The 21,602-nt window shown below is 61.1% G+C and carries 21 protein-coding genes and 1 other RNA gene; 14 read left to right on the forward strand and 8 right to left on the reverse strand.

What is annotated here, in order from left to right; all coding sequences use genetic code 11:
- Positions 1-6 precede the first annotated feature (6 nt).
- The 3 genes from PVE98_RS03495 to zapA all read right to left on the reverse strand — a co-directional run bounded on the left by PVE98_RS03495 (position 7) and on the right by zapA (position 1,229).
- Positions 7-600: a 5-formyltetrahydrofolate cyclo-ligase gene (locus PVE98_RS03495; protein WP_096073757.1), complete on the reverse strand. Its 594-nt coding sequence runs from the start codon at positions 598-600 to the stop codon at positions 7-9.
- A 76-nt stretch (positions 601-676) separates the two neighbouring features.
- Positions 677-860: non-coding RNA, 6S RNA (gene ssrS / locus PVE98_RS03500), on the reverse strand.
- Positions 861-899: 39 nt separating this feature from the next.
- On the reverse strand, positions 900-1,229 hold the full coding sequence (zapA, locus tag PVE98_RS03505) for a cell division protein ZapA (RefSeq protein ID WP_033752202.1): 330 nt from the start codon (positions 1,227-1,229) through the stop codon (positions 900-902).
- A gap of 170 nt (positions 1,230-1,399) precedes the next feature.
- On the opposite strand from zapA, the gene PVE98_RS03510 reads away from it, so the two are divergent.
- The 8 genes from PVE98_RS03510 to PVE98_RS03545 all read left to right on the forward strand — a co-directional run bounded on the left by PVE98_RS03510 (position 1,400) and on the right by PVE98_RS03545 (position 11,455).
- Positions 1,400-1,978 carry a YecA family protein gene (locus tag PVE98_RS03510; protein ID WP_033752199.1) on the forward strand — a complete coding sequence of 193 codons (579 nt, stop codon included), beginning with the start codon at positions 1,400-1,402 and terminating at the stop codon, positions 1,976-1,978.
- Between the two features lie 50 nt (positions 1,979-2,028).
- On the forward strand, positions 2,029-3,351 hold the full coding sequence (gene pepP / locus PVE98_RS03515) for a Xaa-Pro aminopeptidase (RefSeq protein ID WP_313619144.1): 1,323 nt from the start codon (positions 2,029-2,031) through the stop codon (positions 3,349-3,351).
- Entirely contained in the window at positions 3,348-4,526 is a 1,179-nt protein-coding gene (ubiH, locus tag PVE98_RS03520; RefSeq protein WP_033752195.1) for a 2-octaprenyl-6-methoxyphenyl hydroxylase, read from the forward strand. The genes pepP and ubiH overlap by 4 nt, the downstream gene beginning before the upstream one ends.
- A gap of 13 nt (positions 4,527-4,539) precedes the next feature.
- Positions 4,540-5,742 carry an FAD-dependent 2-octaprenylphenol hydroxylase gene (gene ubiI / locus PVE98_RS03525; protein ID WP_096073755.1) on the forward strand — a complete coding sequence of 401 codons (1,203 nt, stop codon included), beginning with the start codon at positions 4,540-4,542 and terminating at the stop codon, positions 5,740-5,742.
- A 442-nt stretch (positions 5,743-6,184) separates the two neighbouring features.
- Positions 6,185-7,279 (forward strand): glycine cleavage system aminomethyltransferase GcvT, encoded by a 1,095-nt coding sequence (gene gcvT, locus PVE98_RS03530; RefSeq protein WP_033752190.1) that lies wholly within the window; start codon positions 6,185-6,187, stop codon positions 7,277-7,279.
- Between the two features lie 22 nt (positions 7,280-7,301).
- On the forward strand, positions 7,302-7,688 hold the full coding sequence (gcvH, locus tag PVE98_RS03535; protein WP_096073754.1) for a glycine cleavage system protein GcvH: 387 nt from the start codon (positions 7,302-7,304) through the stop codon (positions 7,686-7,688).
- An 82-nt stretch (positions 7,689-7,770) separates the two neighbouring features.
- Positions 7,771-10,644 carry an aminomethyl-transferring glycine dehydrogenase gene (gcvP, locus tag PVE98_RS03540; protein ID WP_033752184.1) on the forward strand — a complete coding sequence of 958 codons (2,874 nt, stop codon included), beginning with the start codon at positions 7,771-7,773 and terminating at the stop codon, positions 10,642-10,644.
- 58 nt (positions 10,645-10,702) lie between these two features.
- Entirely contained in the window at positions 10,703-11,455 is a 753-nt protein-coding gene (locus tag PVE98_RS03545; protein ID WP_096073753.1) for an SDR family oxidoreductase, read from the forward strand.
- Between the two features lie 39 nt (positions 11,456-11,494).
- Here the strand turns inward: PVE98_RS03545 and PVE98_RS03550 are convergent, their stop codons facing one another.
- Together PVE98_RS03550 and PVE98_RS03555 are read right to left on the reverse strand one after the other, a co-directional pair.
- Positions 11,495-12,934, reverse strand: coding sequence for a 6-phospho-beta-glucosidase (locus PVE98_RS03550; protein WP_313619142.1), 1,440 nt, complete (start codon positions 12,932-12,934; stop codon positions 11,495-11,497).
- A 113-nt stretch (positions 12,935-13,047) separates the two neighbouring features.
- A complete protein-coding gene (locus PVE98_RS03555) occupies positions 13,048-13,767 on the reverse strand; it encodes a MurR/RpiR family transcriptional regulator (RefSeq protein WP_096073751.1) in 720 nt (239 codons plus the stop codon).
- 177 nt (positions 13,768-13,944) lie between these two features.
- Here PVE98_RS03555 and PVE98_RS03560 point away from each other — a divergent pair, with 177 nt between their 5' ends.
- On the forward strand, positions 13,945-14,595 hold the full coding sequence (locus PVE98_RS03560; RefSeq protein WP_369826193.1) for a hemolysin III family protein: 651 nt from the start codon (positions 13,945-13,947) through the stop codon (positions 14,593-14,595).
- 48 nt (positions 14,596-14,643) lie between these two features.
- Here the strand turns inward: PVE98_RS03560 and ygfZ are convergent, their stop codons facing one another.
- Entirely contained in the window at positions 14,644-15,627 is a 984-nt protein-coding gene (gene ygfZ / locus PVE98_RS03565; RefSeq protein ID WP_033752176.1) for a tRNA-modifying protein YgfZ, read from the reverse strand.
- Between the two features lie 217 nt (positions 15,628-15,844).
- Here ygfZ and sdhE point away from each other — a divergent pair, with 217 nt between their 5' ends.
- Entirely contained in the window at positions 15,845-16,111 is a 267-nt protein-coding gene (gene sdhE, locus PVE98_RS03570; RefSeq protein ID WP_033752174.1) for an FAD assembly factor SdhE, read from the forward strand.
- Positions 16,086-16,499 (forward strand): protein YgfX, encoded by a 414-nt coding sequence (locus tag PVE98_RS03575; protein ID WP_096073750.1) that lies wholly within the window; start codon positions 16,086-16,088, stop codon positions 16,497-16,499. Before sdhE ends, PVE98_RS03575 begins: the two co-directional genes overlap by 26 nt.
- An 8-nt stretch (positions 16,500-16,507) precedes the next feature.
- Here PVE98_RS03575 and fldB read toward each other — a convergent pair whose 3' ends face one another.
- Positions 16,508-17,026, reverse strand: a complete 519-nt coding sequence (fldB, locus tag PVE98_RS03580) for a flavodoxin FldB (RefSeq protein ID WP_096073749.1) — start codon at positions 17,024-17,026, stop codon at positions 16,508-16,510.
- 68 nt (positions 17,027-17,094) lie between these two features.
- Here fldB and xerD point away from each other — a divergent pair, with 68 nt between their 5' ends.
- The 3 genes from xerD to recJ are packed head-to-tail and all read left to right on the forward strand — an operon-like array spanning position 17,095 to position 20,493.
- A complete protein-coding gene (gene xerD, locus PVE98_RS03585; protein WP_161801252.1) occupies positions 17,095-18,021 on the forward strand; it encodes a site-specific tyrosine recombinase XerD in 927 nt (308 codons plus the stop codon).
- A gap of 21 nt (positions 18,022-18,042) precedes the next feature.
- Entirely contained in the window at positions 18,043-18,753 is a 711-nt protein-coding gene (gene dsbC, locus PVE98_RS03590) for a bifunctional protein-disulfide isomerase/oxidoreductase DsbC (protein ID WP_033752164.1), read from the forward strand.
- Between the two features lie 6 nt (positions 18,754-18,759).
- Positions 18,760-20,493, forward strand: coding sequence for a single-stranded-DNA-specific exonuclease RecJ (gene recJ / locus PVE98_RS03595; RefSeq protein ID WP_096073938.1), 1,734 nt, complete (start codon positions 18,760-18,762; stop codon positions 20,491-20,493).
- Positions 20,494-20,498: 5 nt separating this feature from the next.
- On the opposite strand, the gene PVE98_RS03600 is transcribed toward recJ, so the two are convergent.
- The gene (locus PVE98_RS03600) at positions 20,499-21,437 is read right to left on the reverse strand and encodes an Rpn family recombination-promoting nuclease/putative transposase (protein WP_096073748.1); all 939 of its coding nucleotides are present in this window, start codon (positions 21,435-21,437) and stop codon (positions 20,499-20,501) included.
- Positions 21,438-21,602: the final 165 nt, after the last annotated feature.

The raw sequence follows: 21,602 nt of genomic DNA on the forward strand, positions 1-21,602 counted from the left end.
CGCCTGCTATTCCCACTGCCACAGGCGCGACGGCGTTAAGACGGCGGGCAGCGGCACATCCCACTCCTCCGCGGGTAACCGCTCCACCTGCTGGCAGTCATGCGCCACGCCCACCGGTAAAAAACCGTGCCGACGCCAGTTCTGCAGGGTGCGGTCGTAAAAGCCGCCGCCCATGCCGAGTCGCTGCCCGCTGCTGTCAAAGGCCACCAGCGGCACCATCATCACATCCAGCCGATCCAGGGTAATCAGCTGGCGGATATCGAGCGGCGGTTCGGGAATACGCAGTTTATTCGGCGTCAGCGTGGTTTCCGGCGTATAGCGCAGAAACAGTAGCTGGCCAGCGGAGAAAGGGTGCAGCACCGGCAGATAAACCTGCTTTTTCTGCTGCCACAGCTTAGCGATAAGCGGACGGGTGTTGAGTTCGCCATCTACCGATAAAAAAAGCGCGATATGGCTGGCGTTGGCGAGAGGGGCGAAGTTAACGGCGTGTTCCGCCATCAGAGCGGCGGCTTGTTCCTGCTGCTCAGGCGTCAGGGCGCGGCGCAGGTGGCGTACGTGCTGGCGGATATGGTGGCGATCGAGCAGAGAGGGCTGAGACACGAGAACCCCGTTGATATAGTCGCTGATTAAGCAACTATATCATTCATAACGGGGAAAGACAGATGCAGAACAGAAGGAGATCTCCGAGATGCCGCCGCAGGCTGTAACCCTTGAACCCTTGGTTCAAGGTGAATGTGCCGTCGCAACCATCAGGCTTCTCGGACGAACCGAGCATGCTCACAGGTTACAGAGCGCCACACTCTGTTGGTATGAAATATCGGCTCAGGGGACTGGCCCGCTTGCAAACATCTCAGAGAAAATGGACTTTACCGTTGCCGCTGCGCAGCAACCATAAAGTATTATTCGAACTTCGCACCCTGGCGGTCGGTTATGCGACCTTGCTCAACAAGAGCCTGTTCAATCGTCTGCTGCAGGATACGGATACGCTGTTCCATATTAGCAGCATAATCGCGCGTTTTCATTTTCTCTTGCGCCAGTTCATGGCAAATGTTTAACGCGGCGATGAACACCAGTTGCTCGGTATTTGTGACTCTAGTGCGAACTTTTAAATCTTGCAACCGTTGATTGAGGTCATCGGCAGCCGCATTCAGCGCATCTTGCTGTTCAGGCGGACAATTCACTCTCAATGAACGACCAAAAATTTGTATATCTACTGGTTGTGCAGACATGCCACCTTCCTGACTGATTACTTCGCCCGCAGCTCCCCTTGGGCTCAATGCCTTGGGAGGCGGGCAACTATATAGACCCGCGAAATAACTTACAACCCCTTTTCTGGAAACCTTGAGGCAGCTAGTGGTAGCATAACACGAACTTATTCTGCCAACGACGACGAATCCTTATGTCTTTACAGAACGTAACCCCCGATTACAACGCGCTGGCTTCAGCGCTCTCTCAACAAGGCGTGGGGATGACGCCAGCTGAAATGCATGGCCTGCTCAGCGGCATTCTGTGCGGCGGCAATCAGGACGCCAGCTGGAAAACGCTGGTGCACGATCTCACCAACGAAGGCATGGCCTTCTCGCAGAGCCTTGCGTCACCGCTTCAGGCGCTGCGCGACAGCACCGCCAGCACGCTGGAAGAAGAGGGCTACCTGTTTCAGCTGATGCTGCCGGACGACGAAGACATCAGCGTCTTCGACCGCGCCGACGCGCTGGCGGGCTGGGTGAACCACTTCTTGCTCGGCCTGGGCGTCACGCAGCCGAAACTAGAGAAAGTGACCGGTGAAACCGGCGAGGCGATTGACGATCTGCGCACCATCGCTCAGCTTGGCTATGATGAAGATGAGGACCAGGAAGAGCTGGAGCAGTCGCTGGAAGAGGTGATTGAATATGTGCGCGTGGCGGCGCTGCTGTGCCACGACACCTTCACCCGTCCGCAGCCTACCGCCCCCGAAGTGAAAAAACCGACGCTACACTAAGCCAGATATCTCAGGGCGCGAACGCGCCCGTTTCTACAGGGAGTGCAAACATGATTTCTCTGGATACTTTCCAGCAGCGTCGTCAGGCGCTGCTGGCGAAAATGGCTCCCGGCAGCGCCGCCTTGATCTTTGCTGCGCCGGAAGTGACCCGCAGCAACGACAGCGAATATCCGTTCCGGCAAAACAGCGACTTCCTCTATTTCACCGGTTTCAACGAGCCGCAGGCGCTGCTGGTGCTGATCAAAAGCGACGAAACGCACAACCACAGTGTGCTGTTCAATCGCGTGCGGGATCTCACCGCGGAGATCTGGTTCGGCCGTCGGCTGGGACAGGATGCCGCGCCTGAAAAGTTAGGCGTCGATCGCGCGCTGCCCTGGGATGATATCGGCCAGCAGCTGCACCTGCTGCTGAACGGGCTTGACGTGGTTTATCACGCGCAGGGCGAATACGCGGAAGCGGATGCGCTGGTGTTCGCGGCGCTGGATAAGCTGCGCCGCGGTTTTCGCCAGAATTTCAGCGCGCCGGCGACGCTCACCGACTGGCGTCCCTGGGTGCATGAAATGCGCCTGTTTAAGGACGAGGAAGAGATCGCCATCCTGCGCCGCGCCGGGCAAATCAGCGCGCTGGCGCATACCCGCGCCATGGAAGCCTGCCGTCCCGGCCTGTTCGAATACCATCTGGAGGGCGAAATCCACTACGTCTTCAACCGCCACGGCGCGCGCTTTCCCTCCTATAACACCATCGTCGGCTCGGGCGAAAATGGCTGTATCCTGCACTACACCGAAAATGAGAGCGAGCTGCGCGACGGCGATCTGGTGCTGATTGACGCGGGCTGCGAACTTCACGGCTACGCCGGCGATATCACCCGCACCTTCCCGGTCAACGGCAAATTCACTGCGCCGCAGCGCGCCATTTACGACATCGTGCTCGCCTCGCTTTACAAAGCGCTGGCGCTCTTCGGTCCCGGCGTCAGCATTCGCGACGTCAACGAAGAGGTGGTGCGCATTATGGTCAGCGGACTGGTAGAGCTGGGCATTCTGCAGGGTGAAGTAGAGACGCTGATCGCCGAAGAGGCGCACCGGCAGTTCTTTATGCATGGGCTGAGCCACTGGCTCGGCCTCGACGTGCATGACGTCGGCCACTACGGCACTCCTTCGCGCGACCGTATTCTGGAACCGGGCATGGTGCTGACCGTTGAGCCGGGGCTCTATATCGCGCCGGATGCCGACGTGCCTGCGGAATATCGCGGCATCGGCATTCGCATCGAAGATGACATTCTGATCACCGAAACCGGCAACGAGAACCTGACCGACAGCGTGGTCAAGGACGCGGACGCAATCGAGGCGCTGATGGCAGCGGCGCGTCAGGCATGACGGTAATTATCGCCGGAGGCGGCATGACCGGCGCGACCCTGGCGCTGGCTATTTCCCACCTCACGCAAGGGCAACTGCCGGTGACGCTGATTGAGAACAGCGCGCCTGACAGCCGCGCTCACCCAGGGTATGACGGCCGCGCCATCGCGCTGGCCGCCGGCACGCGTCAACAGTTGCTCGATATCGATCTCTGGCGCAGCATCGAGAAATACGCCACGCCCATTACCGACATCCACGTCTCCGATCGCGGCCATGCCGGCTTCGTCACGCTGGATGCCGGAACCTATCAGATTCCGGCGCTCGGCTACGTCGTCGAGCTTTTCGACGTGGGGCAGCGGCTGTTTGAGCGCCTGAAAAGCGCGCCGGGCGTGACGCTACGCTGTCCGGCGCGCGTCATCAACGCGCAGCGCCATCAGGAGAGCGTGCAGGTGACGCTGGAGAGCGGCGAACAGCTGGAAGGGGCGCTGCTGGTGGCCGCAGACGGCTCGCGCTCGCCGCTCGCCGCCTCGTTCGGCATTCAGTGGCAGCGCGAGGATTATCAGCAGCTGGCGGTGATCGCCAATGTTTCGACTCAGTTACCGCATCAGGGACGCGCCTTTGAGCGCTTCACCGAGCACGGCCCGCTGGCGCTGCTGCCGATGTCGGACAATCGCCTGTCGCTAGTGTGGTGCCATCCGCTCTCGGCGCGAGAAAAAATAGCACGCTGGAGCGACGACGAATTTCTGGCGCAGCTGCAGCGCGCGTTCGGCTGGCGGTTGGGGCGTTTTACCCATACGGGTCAGCGCGAGAGCTATCCGCTGGCGCTGCAAAGCGCCGGGCAGCAGACGTCGCACCGGCTGGCGCTGGTGGGCAATGCGGCGCAGACGCTGCATCCGATCGCCGGACAGGGCTTCAACCTCGGGCTGCGCGACGTGATGTCGCTGGCGGAGACCCTGGCGGCCGCGCATCGTCAGCAACAGGATGTGGGCAGCTACGCCGTCCTGCATCGCTATCAGCAGCGTCGTCAGCCCGATCGCGCGACGACGATCGGCATCACCGACGGGCTGGTGCGGCTGTTCGCCAATCGCTATGCGCCGCTGGTGGCGGGACGAAATCTGGGGCTGATGGCGATGGATCATCTGCCGTGGCTGCGTAATCAACTGGCCGAGCGCACGCTTGGCTGGGTTAAGCGTTAACTAAGGGGCACCGATGCAAAGTTTTGATGTGGTTATCGCCGGCGGCGGCATGGTAGGACTGGCGGTCGCCTGCGGTTTGCAGGGCAGCGGGCTGCGCGTCGCCGTGCTGGAAAAAACGGCGGAGCCGCAGTTCGACGCCGGCGCTGCGCCGTCGATTCGCGTATCGGCAATCAACGCCGCCAGCGAGCGGCTGCTGCAGAAGCTGGACGTCTGGTCCGATATTCTGGCGCAGCGCGCCAGCGCTTATCACGGCATGGAGGTGTGGGATCGCGACAGTTTCGGCGCCATTAACTTCGATGACGAACAGCAGGGACTGACCCATCTGGGACACATTGTCGAAAACCCGGCAATTCACAGCGCGCTCTGGCAGCGCGCCAGCCGCTGCAGCGACGTGACCCTTATCGCGCCTTCGCAGCTGCAGCAGGTGGCGTTCGGCGAAAATGAAGCCTTTGTGACTCTGCAGGACGGCACCATGCTGACCGCGCGCCTGCTGATCGCCGCGGACGGCGCCAACTCCTGGCTGCGCAACAAAGCCGATATTCCTTTAACCTTCTGGGATTACGATCACCATGCGCTGGTGGCGAATATCCGCACCGAGCAGCCGCATAACGCGGTGGCGCGCCAGGTTTTCCACGGCGACGGCATTCTGGCGTTCCTGCCGATGCAGGATCCGCACCTGAGCTCTATCGTCTGGTCGCTCTCGCCGCAGGAAGCGAGCCGGCTGGAGAGCATGCCGCAGGCGCTGTTCAATCAGCAGCTGGCGGTGGCGTTCGACATGCGCCTCGGTCTCTGCGAACTGGCGAGCGAGCGTAAAACCTTCCCGCTGATGGCGCGCTACGCCCGCAATTTCGCGGCGCATCGTCTGGCGCTGGTGGGCGACGCCGCGCATACCATTCATCCGCTGGCGGGGCAGGGCGTGAATCTCGGCTTTATGGACGCCGCAGAGCTGATTGGCGAAATCCGACGCCTGCACCAGCAGGGCAAGGATATCGGTCAGCATCTCTATCTGCGTCGCTACGAGCGCAGCCGCAAACACAGCGCGGCGCTGATGCTGGCGGGCATGCAGGGCTTTCGCGAGCTGTTCGCCGGCAGCCATCCGGCGAAAAAGCTGCTGCGCGATCTGGGACTAAAGCTGGCGGATACGCTGCCCGGCGTTAAACCCACGATGCTGCGTCAGGCGATGGGGCTAAACGATATGCCTGCCTGGCTGCGCTAAGCCGCACATTGCTTTCGTTGAGCCAGCCTTGCGCTGGCTTTTTTTACGCCTTTTGATCGCCCTGCACCAAAAACGAGCGGGACTGCACCTTTAGCGAGCCTCGTTTGATTTATTCTAATTTTACCCCCTTGTTCGCATTAGTTTTATTTATTACATGGCGATATCTGCCGAGTGCGTTGTTAACATTTTGCGCGCCATCGCTGATTATCTTGCTGCGCATAACGGCGATACGCCTCTTTCCTGCGTGGTAAATCACAAAAACGCAGTTAATTATGCTGTCATCTTTGCGCGCCGCTCAAGAGACATGCTTCAATTCGACCCTGTACAGCTTATGGTTAAATCGTCTTTTCAATGATAACGTCAGGGAAAAGAGAACGTTTGCGCCGGGCGATAAGCAGGCTGACGCCCGCCCGAAACTTACCCGCTTCGCGACAGGATGGTTATGACTCAGCAAACCCCTTTGTTTGAACAGCATCAGGCCTGCGGCGCCCGCATGGTCGACTTCCACGGCTGGATGATGCCGCTGCACTACGGTTCGCAAATTGACGAACACCATGCCGTGCGTCAGGACGCCGGAATGTTCGACGTGTCGCATATGACTATCGTCGATCTGCACGGCGCGCAGACGCGCGATTTTCTGCGGCATCTGCTGGCGAACGATGTTGCTCGCCTGACGCAGCCCGGCAAAGCGCTCTACACCGGCATGCTGAACGCCTCCGGTGGCGTCATTGACGATTTGATTGTTTACTTTATGACCGACGACTTTTTCCGTCTGGTGGTCAACTCGGCCACGCGCGAAAAGGATCTGGCGTGGATCGGCAAACATGCTCAGGCCTATGGCGTGGCGCTGACCGAGCGTGACGACCTGGCGCTTATCGCCGTACAGGGGCCGCAGGCGCAGCAGAAGGCGCAGACGCTGTTCAGCGCGGAGCAGCGCGACGCGGTCGCCGGGATGAAACCCTTTTTCGGCGTGCAGTCCGGCGACCTGTTTATCGCCACCACCGGCTACACCGGCGAAGCGGGCTATGAAATCGCGCTGCCAGCCGCCGCCGCGGCGGATTTCTGGCAGCGTCTGCTTGAAGCGGGCGTCAAGCCGGCTGGACTGGGCGCGCGCGACACGCTGCGTCTGGAAGCGGGCATGAACCTCTACGGCCAGGAGATGGACGAAGGCGTTTCGCCGCTGGCGGCCAATATGGGCTGGACCATCTGCTGGGAGCCGACCGATCGCGATTTTATCGGGCGCGAAGCGCTGGAGATGCAGCGTGAAAGAGGCACCGACAAGCTGGTTGGCCTGATCATGACAGAGAAAGGGGTGCTGCGCGGCGGGCAGCCGGTGCGCTTTACAGACGCGCAGGGCCAGCCGCAGCAGGGCGTGATCACCAGCGGCTCCTTCTCGCCGACGCTCGGCTACAGCATTGCGCTGGCGCGCGTGCCGGCAGGCATTGGCGAAAGCGCTATCGTCGAGATCCGCCAGCGCGAAATGCCGGTAAAAGTAACCAAACCTGTTTTTGTACGCGGCGGCAAGCCGGTTCAGTAATCTATTTTCAGGAGAAAGGGCGATGAGCAATGTGCCAAACGAATTGAAATACCGTGACAGCCATGAGTGGGTGCGTAAGGAAGCGGACGGCACCTTTACCGTCGGCATTACCGAACACGCTCAGGAGCTGTTAGGCGACATGGTCTTTGTCGATCTGCCGGATGTCGGCAACAGCTACTCAGCCGGCGACGAATGCGCCGTCGCGGAATCGGTCAAAGCCGCGTCCGATATCTACGCGCCCGTCAGCGGCGAGATCGTCGCCGTCAATGACGCGCTGGGCGACGCGCCGGAGCTGGTCAACAGCGAGCCCTACGCAGCCGGTTGGCTGTTCAGAATCAAACCCAGCGACGAATCCGAGCTCGATTCGCTGCTGGACGCGGACGCCTATAAAGCCTCCATCGACGAATAAGCAACAGGGCGGCCAGACCTCGCTGGCCGCTTTTTATTCCTTGCTTTCTCTGTACTCCAGCCCGATTCAGGATTGACTGCAAATGACCCAGACTTTGAGCCAGCTCGAACACAACGGCGCCTTTATTGAACGCCATATCGGTCCCTCGCCGGAACAACAGGCTTTGATGCTGGAGGCGATCGGCGCCAGCTCGCTGGACGCGCTGATCGGCGCCATTGTGCCGGCGGACATCCAGCTGCCTGGCCCGCCCGCCGTCGGCGATGCGGCGACCGAGCAGCAGGCGCTGGCCGAGCTCAAGGCGATCGCCGGTCAGAATCAGCGTTACAAATCCTGGATCGGCATGGGCTACAGCGCGGTGATCACGCCGCCGGTGATCCTGCGCAATATGCTGGAAAATCCGGGCTGGTACACCGCCTATACCCCCTATCAGCCGGAAGTATCGCAGGGCCGCCTGGAGGCGCTGCTTAACTTTCAGCAGGTGACGCTCGATCTGACCGGTCTGGACGTCGCCTCCGCCTCGCTGCTGGACGAAGCCACGGCGGCGGCGGAAGCGATGGCGATGGCGAAGCGCGTCAGCAAGCTTAAAAACGCCGGTAAATTCTTTATTGCGGACGATATCCATCCGCAAACGCTGGATGTGGTGCGCACCCGCGCCGAAACCTTCGGCTTCGAGCTGATTATCGACCGCGCCGAGAAAGCGCTGGATCACGACGCGCTGTTCGGCGTGCTGCTGCAGCAGGTCGGCACCACCGGCGAAGCGCACGACTACAGCGCGCTGATCGCCGAGCTGAAAAGCCGCAAAATCGTGGTCAGCGTCGCCGCAGACTTTATGGCGCTGGTGATGCTGGAAGCGCCCGGCAAGCAGGGTGCGGATATCGTGTTTGGATCGGCGCAGCGCTTCGGCGTGCCGATGGGCTACGGCGGTCCGCACGCCGCCTTTTTCGCCAGCCGCGACGAGCATAAGCGCTCAATGCCGGGCCGCATTATCGGCGTCTCGCGCGACGCCGCCGGTAACACCGCGCTGCGTATGGCGATGCAGACGCGCGAGCAGCATATCCGCCGTGAAAAAGCGAACTCCAACATCTGCACCTCGCAGGTGCTGCTTGCCAATATTGCCGGACTCTACGCGGTTTATCACGGTCCGAAAGGGCTGAAGCGTATCGCCTCCCGCATCCATCGTCTGACGACTATTCTGGCGGCCGGGCTGCAAAACGGCGGGCTGAAGCTGCGCCACAGCAGCTGGTTCGACACCCTGACGGTCGAGGTGGAAGATAAAGGCGCGGTGCTCAACCGCGCGCAAAGCTTCGGCGTCAACCTGCGCAGCGATATCCATCACGCGGTCGGCATTACGCTGGACGAAACCACGCGTCGCGAAGATGTGCAGGCGCTGTTCGCCATTCTGCTGGGCGACGAGCACGGCCAGGATATCGATAAGCTGGACGCCGCCGTCGCGGCCGACAGCCAGGCGATTCCCGCCGCGCTGCAGCGTCAGAGCGCCATCCTGACCCATCCGGTCTTTAATCGCCATCACAGCGAAACCGAGATGATGCGCTACATGCATAGCCTGGAGAAAAAGGATCTGGCGCTGAACCAGGCGATGATCCCGCTCGGCTCCTGCACCATGAAGCTGAACGCCGCCGCGGAGATGATCCCGATCACCTGGCCGGAGTTCGCCGAGCTGCATCCGTTCTGTCCGGCTGAGCAGGCTACGGGCTATCTGCAGATGATTGGCCAGCTGTCGCAGTGGCTGGTGCAGCTCACCGGTTACGACGCGCTTTGCATGCAGCCGAACTCCGGCGCGCAGGGCGAATACGCCGGGCTGCTGGCGATCCGTCGCTATCACGAAAGCCGTAACGAAGGCGCGCGCAACCTTTGCCTGATCCCCAGCTCCGCGCACGGCACTAACCCCGCTTCGGCGCAGATGGCGGGCATGGAAGTGGTGGTGGTGGCCTGCGACAAGCAGGGCAATATCGACCTCGGCGACCTGCGCGAAAAAGCGGCGCAGGCGGGCGAGCAGCTCTCCTGCATTATGGTGACCTATCCTTCGACGCACGGCGTTTATGAAGAGACCATCCGCGAAGTGTGCCAGATCGTGCATCAGCACGGCGGCCAGGTCTATCTCGACGGCGCCAATATGAACGCGCAGGTGGGCATTACCACGCCGGGCTACATCGGCGCGGACGTGTCGCACCTCAATTTGCACAAAACCTTCTGCATCCCGCACGGCGGCGGCGGTCCGGGCATGGGCCCGATCGGCGTGAAAGCGCACCTGGCGCCGTTTGTGCCGGGCCACAGCGTGGTGCAGATTGAGGAGATGCTGACGCAGCAGGGCGCGGTATCGGCGGCGCCGTTCGGCAGCGCCTCTATTCTGCCGATTAGCTGGATGTATATCCGCATGATGGGCGCGGAGGGGCTGAAGCGCGCCAGTCAGGTCGCGATTCTCAACGCCAACTATATCGCCAGTCGTCTGCAGTCGGCTTATCCGATCCTCTATGCCGGCCGCGACGGTCGCGTGGCGCACGAATGTATTCTCGACATTCGCCCGCTGAAAGAGCAGACCGGCATCAGCGAGCTGGATATCGCTAAACGACTCATCGACTACGGCTTCCACGCGCCGACCATGTCTTTCCCGGTCGCCGGCACCCTGATGGTGGAGCCGACCGAGTCTGAGAGCAAAATCGAGCTGGATCGCTTTATCGACGCGATGCTCTCTATCCGCATGGAGATCGATCGCGTGGCCGACGGCGAATGGCCGGCGGAGGATAACCCGCTGGTGAACGCGCCGCATACCCAGGTCGAAATCGTCGGCGAGTGGAGCCATCCCTACAGCCGGGAGCTGGCGGTCTTCCCGGCGGGCAGCGACAATAAGTACTGGCCGACGGTGAAGCGCCTCGACGACGTATTCGGCGATCGCAACCTGTTCTGTTCCTGCGTGCCGATGAGCGATTATCAGTAAACACCGCGCAACGCTGTTATCAAGGGCCGCTTATCCGGCCCTTTTTTATGGAGAAAATATGAGACTGGCTCTGGTGACCGGCGCAAGCCGGGGAATTGGCCGCGCGACGGCGCTAAAGCTGGCGCAGCAGGGCTACCGCGTGGCGGTTAACTATCTGAAGCGCGCAGACGAGGCGCAGCAGGTGGTGGCGCAGATCCGCGAGCAGGGCGGCGAAGCCTTTGCCGTGCAGGCGGATATCGCCGAGGAGGCGCAGATTATGGCGCTGTTTCAGCGGCTGGACGAGGAGGCGATGCCGCTCGGCGTGCTGGTCAACAACGCGGGCATCCTCTTTACGCAGTGTCGGGTAGAGGATCTCAGCGCCGAGCGCCTGCAGCGCGTCTTCGCCACCAACGTCACCGGCGCCTTTCTCTGCTGCCGCGAAGCGGTGAAACGCATGGGCACGCAGCACGGCGGCCTGGGCGGTTCGATTATCAACGTCTCTTCCGCCGCGTCGCGTCTTGGCGCGCCGGGAGAATATGTCGACTATGCAGCGTCGAAAGGGGCGATGGATTCGCTGACGAAAGGATTATCGCTGGAGGTCGCGGCGCAGGGCATTCGCGTCAACAGCGTCCGGCCCGGATTTATCTATACCGAAATGCATGCGGACGGCGGCGAGCCGGGACGCGTCGATCGCGTGGCGGCCACAGCGGGCGTCATCCCGATGGGGCGCGGCGGAGAAGCGGAAGAGATTGCTGAAGCGATTGCCTGGCTGGCGAGCGAGGCGGCCTCCTATATTACCGGCACCTTTATCGACGCCGCCGGCGGCCGCTGACCGCGAGGCCGCGCCCGTTGCGGCGCGGCCCTGCGAGGATCAGAGCGTTTCGCCGTTGCTGGCGATAACCTGCTGATACCAGCCGAAGCTCTTCTTGCGCGAGCGGGCGAAGTCGCCGCTGCCGTCGTCGTTTTTATTGACGTGGATAAAGCCGTAACGCTTGTCGTACTGACCGGTGGTAAACGAGACGCAGTCGATGCAGCCCCACGGCGTATAGCCCATCAGCTCGACGCCGTCGTGCGCCACCGCTTTTTTCATCTCGGCGATATGCGCGCGCAGGTAGTCGATGCGGTAGTCATCCTCAATCACGCCGTTCTCATTCGGTTTGTCGATGGCGCCAAAGCCGTTTTCGACAATAAACAGCGGCTTCTGGTAACGCTCATAAAGCGCGTTCAGCGCATAGCGCAGCCCCGTTGGGTCGATCTGCCAGCCCCAGTCAGACGCGCCGACGTGCGGGTTTTTTACCACGCCGTCAAAGCCGGTAATAGGATCGTCAACGCCGCTGGCGTCATGTTTTACCGCGTTGCTCATGTAGTAGCTAAAGCCGACGTAATCGGCGCAGCCGTTGCGCAGCGTCTCGGCGTCCTCCGCTTCCATTTCAATCTGATAGCCTTTGCGCGTCCACTCTTTCAGGGTATAGGCCGGATAGATTCCGCGCATCTGCACGTCGCTGAAGACATAGCGCTGATGCATCGCTTCCTGCGCCAGCATCACGTCGTCAGGATGGCAGGAGTAGGGGTAAATCGGCACCATGGCGATCATGCAGCCGATCTGGAAATCGGGATTGATGGCGTGGCCGAGGCTGACCACTTTGGCGCTGGCGACAAACTGGTGATGCATCACCTGATACATTACCTCTTCCGGCTTCTCGTGTTCGGTGAACACCACGCCGGAGCAGCAGTAGCCAAACAGCGGATATTGCCAGTTGCGCTGGTTATTGATCTCGTTAAAGGTCATCCAGTACTTCACTTTGTGCTGATAGCGGCGCATCACCACGTCGCTAAAGCGCACGAAGAAATCCACCACTTTGCGGCTGCGCCAGCCGCCGTACTGTTTCACCAGATGGTAAGGCATCTCAAAGTGGGAGAGGGTGATAACCGGCTCAATGCCATACTTCAGCAGTTCGTCGAACAGATCGTCGTAAAACTGCAGGCCCGCCTCGTTCGGCTCCTGCTCGTCGCCCTCAGGGAAGATGCGCGTCCAGGCGATAGAGGTACGAAAACACTTAAAGCCCATCTCGGCAAACAGCGCGACGTCCTCTTTGTAGCGCGAGTAGAACTCCACGCCCTGATGGTTGGGATAGTGGTTGCCCGGCTGCACGCCGTCGGTGATGACGCGGCTGACGCCGTGAGAGCCGCCGGTCAGCACGTCGGCGATGCTGACGCCTTTGCCGCCCTGATCCCAGCCGCCTTCGACCTGATGCGCCGCCACCGCGCCGCCCCATAAAAAGTGTTGCGGAAAGCCTGATTCGTTATGCATACGTCCCTCTCAGCGAAATAGATCTTGCCGCGAGTGTAGCAAAGCAAAAAAGGAAGTCACGCTATAACACCGGCGCGCCAGAGTAATATGTTACGCCGGTAAAACAGCCTGTTTTATTTATTCAGCAGGCGGCCGATGGCCTCGAGAATATACATAACCGGCACCTGCGTCGTGATGTCGGAATTGTCGCTCAGACGGATTACCGGCACATGATAGGCCAGAGTAAAATCGCTCATTTTCGCCAGCGAGCTGCTCTCTGAATGGGTTATCGCCATGATCTGGCAGCGCCGCAGGCTGAACTGGCTGGCAAGGCGTAATATTTCTGGCGTCTCGCCAGAGACGGAGAGCAATATCGCCAGCGTATTTTCATCCACGTTGCCGCTGACGGGATAATAGGGATCGTCGATATAGTGGCTGAATTTTCCGACGTTAGAAAAAAAGCGCGCGCCATATTTCGCCAGGCTGCCCGAGGTGCCGGCGCCAATAAAGAAAAGCTGTTCGGCGCGATTAATCATCTGCGTGGCGCGGGAAATAAGCTCGCTGAATTCATCGTTATTAATACTTTTAAAAAAGCTCAGCATTTCGCTGACGCCGACGTTCGCCTGCGCGGGCTGCGCCTGCTGCTGCGCCAGCCGGAAACGAATGCGAAATTCCGACCAGCCGTCGCACTGCATCTTGCGGCAGAAACGCAGCACGGTGGTGGTCGAGACGCCCGCCCGTTCCGCCAGTTCGCGGATGGTCATATAGCTGACGCTTTCCGGGTGTTTAATGATGTCGTGATAAACCTGCATCTCGAGGTCATTCAGGCTGGCAAGATCGTGATGAGAGAACATCTGCGGGCGCGCTCATAAAAACGAAACTGCGCGCAGTGTAGCAGATTTGCGCGCTCCGCAGGCGGTAACACGCATTCACAGATTAATTTTAGCGTACACGTGTACTCTCAAAATATTCCTGGCTATGCTGGAGGTCAGAAAATCCGCACTCATCACGACGTTGAGGAACGTGCCATCATGAAAAATCGCCTGGCCCTTGAGGGCTACTCGCTCGCTGAGGAGATCGCTAACAGCATCAGCCACGGTCTCGGCTGCCTGTTCGGCATTGTCGGTCTGGTGCTGCTGCTGGCGCAGGCGACCGAAGCGGGCGCTAACGCTATCGCTATCACCAGCTACAGCCTCTATGGCGGCAGCATGATACTGCTGTTTCTCGCCTCTACGCTCTATCACGCTATTCCCCACCAGCGCGCCAAACGCTGGCTGAAAAAACTCGACCACTGCGCCATCTATCTACTGATCGCCGGCACCTACACGCCTTTTCTGCTGGTAGGTCTGAAGTCGCCGCTGGCGCATGGGCTGATGGTGGTGATCTGGGGACTGGCGCTGGCGGGCATCATCTTTAAGCTCACTATTGCGCACCGCTTCAAGGCGCTGTCGCTGGTGACCTATCTCTGTATGGGCTGGCTGTCGCTGGTGGTGATCTATCAGCTGGCGCTGACGCTCTCGCCGGGCGGCGTCTGGCTGCTGGCGGCCGGCGGCATCATCTATTCGCTCGGCGTCATTTTCTACGTGGCGCGGCGTATCCCCTATAACCACGCTATCTGGCACGCCTTTGTGCTGGGCGGCAGCGCCTGTCACTTCTGCGCCATCTACTTTTACGTGACGTAACCTGGCGCGCCCGGCTCCCTGACGACGGGATCCGGGCGCGGCCAGAGATTACTCTTCCAGCGAATAGGGCAGCGGCTTGATCAGCAGCCGTCCGCCTTCGTCGCCCTCAACGCGCAGTACGCTATCCGCTTCCAGGTCGTTGTTCATCACGACCTGCACCCACACTTCGCCATCGTCGAGCTGAACGGCGGCCAGCACCGTGCCGGTGCGGCGCCAGCGCTCGCCCATCTGCAGCTCCAGCGAATCGTTCGCCGCAGGTACCCGGCTCGCCTGACCGGCAAGCCAGTAAAGGGCGCGCTTGTTAGCGCCGCGGAATTTGGCGCGCGCCACCATCTCCTGGCCGGTATAGCAGCCTTTTTTAAAGCTGATGGCGTCAAGCGCCTGCAGGTTAGCGGCCTGCGGAATCAGCTGCGCGGCGGTGGCCGGCTCGATTACCGGGATGCCCGCTTCGATATCGAGCGCCAGCCACTGCGCGCTGTCATTTAGCTGCGCGTCGTCGGCCAGCTTCTGCTGCAGCGCCTGCGCCTGCTCGCGCGTGGTCACGATCAGGAAACGCTCCGCGGGCGTCGGGAACCACAGCAGCGTGCTCTCCGCCTGCTGTACCACCGGATGGTCGCCGTCCGGCAGGGCGTCGAACAGGCTGGTCAGCGCCGCGCGCGCCTGGAACCCCGCCACGCCGAGTAGCACCGCGTCGTCGTCCGGCGCCAGCGTCACTTTCGAAAACACCGCATATTTTTTCAGTTCCGTCAGCTGCGTGTCGCGCAGTTCGCGGCGCACCAGATAGGCGTAACCTTCGCCGCGATGGAACAGGCGCAGATTGCTCCACATCTTGCCTTTCGCGTCGCAGTGCGCCGCCGGGCGATGCTGATCCGCGCCCAGCGCGGCGACGTCCAGCGTGAGCTGGCCTTGCAGATAAGAGGTGCTGTCGGCGCCCTGCACCGATACCAGCGCCCAGCCGTCCAGCGACATCAGGGTTAACGGCAGGCGAGAGGCGGCCACGGGCTGGCGCGGGGGTAAGCTGAAAATAGGCATTGGCTGTCCTGATTAAAAAGGTGAATCCTGAACTCAATGTTAAAAGAGCGCACTGGCTTTGCAACAGGTTTACGGAATCGGGCGCACAAATCGCGAGTCGGCGCGGCAACGGCAGGCCGACGCGTGCGGCGCGTCGCACAGCCCCGCAACGGGCGCCTGCAGGCGTAAGAAAACCAGGTTACACTAGCCGCCTGTCTGAAATGCGGAAATCACACACATGGATATTCATGACAAGTCGCGCATTCACTGGGCCTGCCGCCGCGGCATGCTGGAGCTGGATGTCGCTATTATGCCTTTCTTCAAATATGAATATGACAGCCTCAGCGACAGCGACAAAACGGCGTTTGTCGCACTGCTCAAGGCGGACGATCCCGATCTCTTCAACTGGATGATGAATCACGGCGAACCGGCCGACCCGGAGCTGAAGCGCATTGTCCAGCTGATCCAGCAACGCAACCGTGAACGCGGTCCCGTGGCAATGTAAGCTGCAACCGTCGCGCCAGGCGCGCCTGCTGCACGGCGCGCTGGCGTCTGGCGCGCTGCTAATCGTGGCGAGCGCGCCGCTGCCCGCCGCGTTCTGGCTGGTTAAAATCCCGCTTTTGCTGCTGATGCTGCATGAATACCGACAGCAGCAGCGCCGGCTGACGCAGCGGCGCGGCATGCTGCAGCATAAAAGCGACGACAGCTGGCGCTGGCAGGGTGCGCGCTGGCGCATCAGCGGACCGATCCGCTGGCTGCCGGGCGCGGCGCTGCTGATATTGCGTAGCGAGAAAGGAGAGACGCGCAGGCTGTGGCTAATGCAGGATATGATGCCGCACGCGCGATGGCGTCAGCTGCGCGCCCGTTTGCTCAGCCGCGCCGAGGGGCAGTAGCCCGGGCGCTACAGCAGCGCGGCGGTCTCGGTCAGGATCTGCTCGCACCACTGCTCGATACGCTCGTCGGTGACGTCGAACTGATTCACGTCGTCCAGCGCCAGGCCGACGAACTGCATGCCGTCGGCGCTAAGCGGACGCGGGCTGGTAAATTCATAACCTTCCAGCGGCCAGTAGCCGACGAACTTCACGCCCATCGGCTGCAGCAGCTCATGCAGCATGCCCAGCGCGTCGAGAAACCATTCGCCATAGCCAAGCTGGTCGCCCATGCCGTAGAGCGCGACGATTTTTCCGCGCAGGTTGAGCGTCGACAGCTGCGGCCAGATCGCTTCCCAGTCCTCCTGCAGCTCGCCGAAATCCCAGGTAGGGATGCCTAAAATCAGCAGGTCGTACTGCTCCATCAGCAGCGGATCGTCATCTTTCACGTTGTGTAGCGTGACCAGCTCAGCGCCGATAAAGTCGCGGATTTTCTCTGCGGCCATTTCGGTATAACAGGTGCTTGAGCCGTAAAAAAGACCAATTTTCATGCAGATAATGCTCGGATTAAGACTGACTTTGGCGCAATTGTATCAGAAGCAGGGCGGATTCAGGCATAATGAGCACGATTTCACCTCAAGGCGGGGATACCGTGCAAGACAGCGACCTGACAGAACAGTTTCTGGATGCGCTCTGGATTGAACGCAATCTGGCGCAAAATACCTTGTCCTCGTATCGTCAGGACTTAAAAACCCTGACCGACTGGCTGACGCATCGCGGGCTGACGCTGCTGACGCTGCAGGCCGAGGATTTGCAGCAGTTTCTCGCCGAACGGCTGGAAGGCGGCTATAAAGCCAGCAGTTCGGCACGGCTGCTCAGCGCCATGCGCCGCATTTTTCAGTATCTCTACCGCGAGAAGCTGCGCAGCGACGATCCCAGCACGCTGCTGGCCGCGCCGAAGCTGCCGCAGCGGCTGCCGAAAGATCTCAGCGAAGCGCAGGTGGAACGACTGCTGCAGGCGCCCAGCACCGATATTCCGCTGGAGCTGCGCGACAAGGCGATGCTGGAGCTGCTTTATGCCACCGGGCTGCGCGTCTCTGAACTGGTCGGCCTGACCCTGAGCGACGTCAGCCTGCGCCAGGGCGTGGTGCGCGTTATCGGCAAAGGCAATAAAGAGCGTCTGGTGCCGCTGGGCGAAGAGGCCGTTTACTGGCTGGAGCACTACCTTGAGCACGGCCGCCCCTGGCTGCTCAACGGGCAGACGCTGGACGTGCTGTTTCCCAGCAGCCGCGCGCAGCAGATGACGCGCCAGACCTTCTGGCATCGCATCAAGCACTACGCCGTGCTGGCGGGCATCGACAGCGAAAAACTGTCGCCGCACGTGCTGCGGCACGCCTTCGCCACCCATTTGTTGAACCACGGCGCCGACCTGCGTGTCGTACAGATGTTGCTGGGACACAGCGATCTCTCTACCACGCAAATTTATACGCACGTCGCGACCGAGCGGCTGCGTCAGTTGCATCAACAGCATCATCCGCGCGCCTGACGCGGACATTAAGGAAAGAAGATGAAGAAATTTCTCCTGCTGGCCCTGTTGGCTGGCGCCTTCAGCAGCGTAGCTCAGGCCGATGACGGCGCGATCCTGCAGTCGCTGAAAAAGCTGGGACTGAAGCAGACGGAAATCGTGCCGTCGCCGCTGCCGGGATTTAAAACCGTGCTGACGGAAAGCGGCGTGATTTACGTTACCGAAGACGGCAAGCATATGATTCAGGGCCCGCTCTACGATGTTAGCGGCGCGCAGCCGGTCAACGTCACCAATCAGCTGCTCGACAAAAAGGTCGAGGCGCTGGCGCCGCAGATGATCGTCTATAAAGCGGCGAAAGAGCAGCACGTCATTACCGTTTTCACCGACATCACCTGCGGCTACTGCCGCAAGCTGCATGAGCAGATGGCCGACTACAACGCGCTGGGCATCACGGTGCGCTATCTCGCCTTCCCGCGTGAAGGGCTGCACGGCCAGGTGGAAAACGCCATGAAGGCGATCTGGTGCGCCGCCGATCGCAACAAAGCGTTCGACGAAGCGATGAAGGGCAACGCGCCGCAGATGAGCGCGCCAGACAGCTGCAAGATCGATCTCGACCAGCACTACAAGCTGGGCATTCTTTACGGCATCCAGGGCACGCCGGCCATCCTGACCGACTCCGGTATGATGATCCCGGGCTATCAGGGGCCGCAGGAGCTGAAGCAGGTGTTGGATCAGCAGAAGCGCGGTGGCTAATTGGCAGTGATTAAATCAGTAGAACTGCGGCGGCGCGAGATCGGCGTCGAGGACCAGCTCCCGGCAGATCTTCCGCCGCTACTTAAACGTCTCTATCTGCAGCGCGGCGTGCGCAGCGCGGCTGAGCTGGAGCGCGGCGCGAAGCATCTGCTGCCGTTCTCCTCGCTCAACGGGCTGGATGCGGCGGTCGAGCTGCTGCATCAGGCGCTGCTCGACGGACGCCGCATTATGGTGGTGGGCGATTTCGACGCCGACGGCGCCACCAGCACCGCGCTAACGGTGCTGGCGCTGCGCAGCATGGGCGGCCACAACGTGCAGTATCTGGTGCCTAACCGCTTCGACGACGGCTACGGCCTGAGTCCGGAAGTGGTGGAGCAGGCGCGCGCGCGCGGCGCGCAGCTGATCCTGACGGTGGATAACGGCATCTCGTCCCATAGCGGCGTCGCCTGCGCCCATCAGCACGGCATTCCGGTGCTGGTCACCGATCACCATTTGCCTGGCGACACCCTGCCTGAGGCGGAAGCGATAGTGAACCCCAACCTGCGCGACTGCGAATTCCCGTCGCGCGCGCTGGCGGGCGTCGGCGTCGCCTTCTACCTGATGATGGCGCTGCGCGCGCATCTGCGTAAGCTGGGCTGGTTCGGCGCCACGCGCGCGGAGCCGAATCTGGCGGAGCTGCTGGATCTGGTGGCGCTCGGCACCGTCGCTGACGTGGTGCCGCTCGACGTCAATAACCGCATCCTGGTGTGGCAGGGGCTGAGCCGCATTCGCGCCGGAAAATGCCGTCCCGGCATTCGCGCGCTGCTGGAGATCGCCAATCGCGACGCGCGCCAGCTGGTGGCGAGCGATCTCGGTTTCGCCCTTGGTCCGCGCCTGAATGCGGCAGGGCGGCTCGACGATATGTCGGTCGGCGTCGCGCTGCTGCTTACCGACGACATTACCCAGGCGCGAATGCTGGCCAACGAACTCGATGCGCTCAATCAGACGCGCAAAGAGATTGAGCAGGGCATGCAGAGCGAGGCGCTGGCGCTCTGCATGGAGCTGGAGCGTAAGCAGACCGATTTGCCGCTGGGGCTGGCTTTCTACCATCCCGAATGGCATCAGGGCGTGGTGGGCATTCTCGCCTCACGGCTGAAAGAGCGCTTTTATCGTCCGGTTATCGCGTTCGCGCCTGCGGGCGACGGCACGCTAAAAGGCTCTGGACGGTCGATTCCCGGTCTGCACCTGCGCGACGCGCTGGAGCGGCTCGATACGCTCTATCCCGGCATGATGCTAAAGTTCGGCGGGCACGCCATGGCGGCGGGCCTGTCGCTGGAAGAGACGCAGTTTGAGGCGTTTCGCCAGCGCTTCGCCGACCTGCTGGGCGAGTGGCTGAGCGAAGAGTCACTGCAGAGCGTTATCTGGTCAGACGGCGCGCTGCAGCCGGGCGAGTTCAGTTTGCAGACCGCCGAACTGCTGCGCGAAGCGGGCCCCTGGGGACAGGCGTTTCCCGAGCCCGCTTTCGACGGCAGGTTCAAGCTGCTGCAGCAGCGGCTGGTGGGCGAGCGGCATCTGAAAGTGATGCTGGAGCCGCTCGGCGGCGGCCCGCTGATCGACGGCATCGCCTTTAACGTCGATACCACCCTGTGGCCCGACAACAGCGTGCGTCAGGTCGAGCTGGCCTTTAAGCTCGATATCAACGAATACCGCGGCAATCGCTCGGTGCAGCTGATTATCGATCACCTCTGGCCGCTGAGTTAACGCTCTCAGTGACGGATCTGCTGCAGATCCGCCGCCGACAGCCCGGTCACTTCCTGCACCAGCGTCAGGTCGATTCCTCTGGCCAGCATATTGCGCGCAATCGCCAGCGTCGCCTCGCGCTGGCCTTCATTGCGGCCCTTGGCAAGGCCTTCGTGACGGCCTTCGCTAAGGCCCTGCTCGCGTCCCATTTGCTTAAGCTGTTCTGCAATCGTCATCAGTTCCTCCTTTTGCTGCGGCACGCGCCGCGCCAGCTGCTCAATAAAGCTTTTCGCCTGCGGCGCTTCGCCCGCCTGAATCATATAGTTAATCAGCGCCAGCCGCTGTTTGCGGCTCACTGAATCTTGCAGCATAAGCGTCATCAGCTGCTCAAACAACTCGGTGAGATCACGCTGGCGAATATGTTTCTGCAGCAGCGTCAGCGCCGCCATACTGCGATGACGCGCAATCTCGCTGTCGGCGATAACGGTAACGTCGACCAGCGGAAAGGGGCCGCCATAGAGGCGCGCGGCCAGTTCCGGCTCGCTGAAAAGCGCGGTCCAGCGCATGCTGAAAGGCCAGGGACGTTGTTTGCCGTGATAGAAGAGCAGCGGGATCACCAGCGGCAGATGACGATGGCCCGCATCCAGATGGCGCTGCATCACCGCGACGGCGTAACGCATCAGGCGGAATGCCATCAAGCGGTCCGGCGAGCTTTGATGTTCGATGATGACGTAGACATAGCCCTTTTTTCCTATGGTTTGCAGCGAGTAGAGGATATCGCTGTAGTAAGCGCGCAGATCCTCTTCGATAAAACTGCCGGAGGTCAGGCGCAGGGTCGAGAGATCGCAGATGCGCAGCAGCCAGTCGGGCAAGTGCAGCGCTAAAAAGTCGCGCGCGGTATGCGCATGGGTAAGAAAGGTTTTGAATACTGCGTCGTGCGGCGTGGCGCTTTTTTTTGCTGTCATCATCGTCCCTTTGTTTTCGCTGCTGTAGCGCCCAGGCTAGCACCATCCTTTCAGCAGCGGCGGCCGGGAGAGAGAGTAAACGTCATCCGTGCGGCGCACTGCACAGCGCGGACTGCGCTGTGCCTGTCCATCCCATAAAAGCACGCGCCGCGCCGCACATTTCGC

This window comes from Pantoea sp. GABEPS69, assembly GCF_045780835.1.
Taxonomy (GTDB): domain Bacteria; phylum Pseudomonadota; class Gammaproteobacteria; order Enterobacterales; family Enterobacteriaceae; genus Pantoea; species Pantoea septica.

Excerpts from the sequence above, each read along its gene's own strand:
- zapA (WP_033752202.1), bottom strand. The coding sequence starts at position 1,229 with ATGTCTGCACAACCAGTAGATATACAAATTTTTGGTCGTTCATTGAGA.
- PVE98_RS03510 (WP_033752199.1), top strand. The coding sequence starts at position 1,400 with ATGTCTTTACAGAACGTAACCCCCGATTACAACGCGCTGGCTTCAGCG.
- pepP (WP_313619144.1), top strand. The coding sequence starts at position 2,029 with ATGATTTCTCTGGATACTTTCCAGCAGCGTCGTCAGGCGCTGCTGGCG.
- ubiH (WP_033752195.1), top strand. The coding sequence starts at position 3,348 with ATGACGGTAATTATCGCCGGAGGCGGCATGACCGGCGCGACCCTGGCG.
- ubiI (WP_096073755.1), top strand. The coding sequence starts at position 4,540 with ATGCAAAGTTTTGATGTGGTTATCGCCGGCGGCGGCATGGTAGGACTG.
- gcvT (WP_033752190.1), top strand. The coding sequence starts at position 6,185 with ATGACTCAGCAAACCCCTTTGTTTGAACAGCATCAGGCCTGCGGCGCC.
- gcvH (WP_096073754.1), top strand. The coding sequence starts at position 7,302 with ATGAGCAATGTGCCAAACGAATTGAAATACCGTGACAGCCATGAGTGG.
- gcvP (WP_033752184.1), top strand. The coding sequence starts at position 7,771 with ATGACCCAGACTTTGAGCCAGCTCGAACACAACGGCGCCTTTATTGAA.
- PVE98_RS03545 (WP_096073753.1), top strand. The coding sequence starts at position 10,703 with ATGAGACTGGCTCTGGTGACCGGCGCAAGCCGGGGAATTGGCCGCGCG.
- PVE98_RS03550 (WP_313619142.1), bottom strand. The coding sequence starts at position 12,934 with ATGCATAACGAATCAGGCTTTCCGCAACACTTTTTATGGGGCGGCGCG.
- PVE98_RS03555 (WP_096073751.1), bottom strand. The coding sequence starts at position 13,767 with ATGTTCTCTCATCACGATCTTGCCAGCCTGAATGACCTCGAGATGCAG.
- PVE98_RS03560 (WP_369826193.1), top strand. The coding sequence starts at position 13,945 with ATGAAAAATCGCCTGGCCCTTGAGGGCTACTCGCTCGCTGAGGAGATC.
- ygfZ (WP_033752176.1), bottom strand. The coding sequence starts at position 15,627 with ATGCCTATTTTCAGCTTACCCCCGCGCCAGCCCGTGGCCGCCTCTCGC.
- sdhE (WP_033752174.1), top strand. The coding sequence starts at position 15,845 with ATGGATATTCATGACAAGTCGCGCATTCACTGGGCCTGCCGCCGCGGC.
- fldB (WP_096073749.1), bottom strand. The coding sequence starts at position 17,026 with ATGAAAATTGGTCTTTTTTACGGCTCAAGCACCTGTTATACCGAAATG.
- xerD (WP_161801252.1), top strand. The coding sequence starts at position 17,095 with ATGAGCACGATTTCACCTCAAGGCGGGGATACCGTGCAAGACAGCGAC.
- dsbC (WP_033752164.1), top strand. The coding sequence starts at position 18,043 with ATGAAGAAATTTCTCCTGCTGGCCCTGTTGGCTGGCGCCTTCAGCAGC.
- PVE98_RS03600 (WP_096073748.1), bottom strand. The coding sequence starts at position 21,437 with ATGACAGCAAAAAAAAGCGCCACGCCGCACGACGCAGTATTCAAAACC.